This window comes from Actinoalloteichus spitiensis RMV-1378 (assembly GCF_000239155.1).
Classification (GTDB): domain Bacteria; phylum Actinomycetota; class Actinomycetes; order Mycobacteriales; family Pseudonocardiaceae; genus Actinoalloteichus_B; species Actinoalloteichus_B spitiensis.
Genome location: NZ_AGVX02000776.1, coordinates 1 through 1981, shown reverse-complemented (window position 1 = coordinate 1981; position 1981 = coordinate 1). Strand labels below are relative to the sequence as shown.

Sequence of the window (1981 nt, the reverse complement as noted above, 5' to 3'; positions counted from 1 at the left end):
ACCGCTCGGGCACCAGGCCCGCCCGCCCCGCCACCAGCGCGGCCTCCGCCCGACCGGACACCCGCAGCCTGCGCAGCAGCGCGCTGACCCGCCGCTTGACCGTGCGCCCGGACACGTGGAACTCCGCCGCCACCCGCTCCGTCGACGCCCCCGTGGCGAGCAGGCACAACAGCCGCCGGTCCTCCGCTCCGAGCCGACGAACCCGCTCCGCCGCCCCGTCGGGTCGCTCGATGCCGCACAGCGGGGTGACACAGGTCGGAGGCAGGACCGCCCACCCCTCCCCCATGGCCAGGAGCGCCCCCACCAACGCCGTCGGCGTGGTGGCCCGGGGAAGCAGTGCCCGTGCGCCGGCCCGCGCCACGTGGGCGAGGTGGGCATCGTCCAGCGCGGGGCAGAGCGCGGCCACCGGGAGCGCCGGATCCGCGCCCACCAGCTCCCGCACCAACCCGACGTCGGGACCGGCCGCCCCGGCGGGCCCCACCTCGACCAGCGCCAGTTCCGGGCGGAGCCGCCCGAGCAGGCCGCCCACTCCCCGCCCGGCGCTGGCCGCGGCCACCACCTCGAGGCGGTTGTCGCTGAGTTCGGGGACGAACCGTTCCAGGGCGTCAACGAACAAGGGGGGAGCGTCAACCACCAGAACCCGTGCCGCGCCGCCCGCCATGCTGCCCTCCCGATGAGGTCGTTGACCCCGGGGTGCCCCGTTCCCACCCCGCTGAACAGGCCGGGGCGCCCGAACTCCCGCTCCGGGTCGCTGGGCTGTCCCCCGGCGCCCGCCAGTTGGCCCCGGGGGGCCGCCCTGCTGGGCAGTCCTTCCCGAGGAGCAGCCGACCCAGGGAGTTGACCATGTTCTTCCACATGCAGGACCTCCAGTTCGACGCGAAACCGGAGGGACCCGACGCGGCCTTCGCCAACCGGCTCCAGGAGGTGCTGGGCGGCAAGTGGGGTGAGATGACGGTCGCGATGCAGTACCTGTACCAGGGCTGGAACGCCCGGCTGCCGGGCAAGTACAAGGACCTGCTGCTGGCCACCGGCACCGAGGAACTCGGCCACGTCGAGATGCTGTGCACCATGATCGCCCGCCTGCTCGAGGGCGCCCCCATGTCGGTGCAGGAGACGGCGCAGAAGAACAACCCGATGCTGGCGGCGGTCTACGGGGCGTCGAACCCGCAGCACCAGATCGTCAACGGCGCCGGGGCCTACCCCCAGGACAGCCAGGGCGTCCCCTGGAGCGGGGCGTTCGTCACCTCCAGCGGCAACCTGCTCGCCGACTTCCAGTTGAACGCGACGGCGGAGATGCAGGGGCGGCTCCAGGTGGCCCGCCTCTACGAGATGACCGACGACCCGGGCATCAAGAAACTGCTCCGGTTCCTGCTCGCCCGGGACCACCTGCACCAACAGCAGTGGGTGGCCGCCGCGCAGGAGATCAAGGACGACGGGCTGGACGGGATGCCGGTGCCCGAGGCGTTCCCGCTCGAGGAGGAGGAGACCGGCTTCGCCTACCAGGTGATGAACTTCTCCGACGGCACCTCGGTGGGAGAGGGGCAGTGGGCGGGCGGCCCCGCCCCCGACGGCAGCGGCCGCGACCTCGAACTCGTCGAACGGCCGGAGGCGCACGGAGGCCGCCAGACGCTCCCGCCTGGTGACCCCCGCCTGTACGGCACCCCGCCGGGCACCACGCCCGGCTCGGCGACCGAGGCGCCGACCAACGCTCGGTGACCCGCTCCGGGTGAGGGGAGGGCGCGATGGAGGACCTGCTCCTCGTTCCGCTGGCCGACGCCTTCATGCAGGTCGGGGTGTTCGTCTTCCTGCTGGTGGGCCTGGCGGGCCTGGTGCGCGGCCCGGTGTCGCGACGCCTGGTGGCCCCCCTGGGACGGCGCCGGTCCGGCCCCGTCCTGGGGGCGCTGCTCGGGGTGGCGCCGGGCTGCGCCGGGGCGCTCATGCTGGTCCCCCTCTTCCGGCGGGGCCGGGTCGGCTACGGGAC

Annotated in this window: 3 protein-coding genes; 2 read left to right on the top strand and 1 reads right to left on the bottom strand. The window is 74.3% G+C overall.

The window, feature by feature from the left end:
• A partial coding sequence (locus tag ACTIDRAF_RS31300; protein WP_169534010.1) for a helix-turn-helix transcriptional regulator occupies nt 1–616 on the bottom strand: 616 nt, incomplete at its 3' end.
• A gap of 227 nt (nt 617–843) precedes the next feature.
• On the opposite strand from ACTIDRAF_RS31300, the gene ACTIDRAF_RS0225185 reads away from it, so the two are divergent.
• Nucleotides 844–1716 (top strand): manganese catalase, encoded by an 873-nt coding sequence (locus tag ACTIDRAF_RS0225185; protein WP_016701428.1) that lies wholly within the window; start codon nt 844–846, stop codon nt 1714–1716.
• Nucleotides 1717–1742: 26 nt separating this feature from the next.
• On the top strand, nt 1743–1981 hold a 239-nt coding region (locus ACTIDRAF_RS31295; protein WP_039789643.1), incomplete at its 3' end, for a putative manganese transporter.

Excerpts from the sequence above, each read along its gene's own strand:
- ACTIDRAF_RS0225185 (WP_016701428.1), top strand. The coding sequence starts at position 844 with ATGTTCTTCCACATGCAGGACCTCCAGTTCGACGCGAAACCGGAGGGA.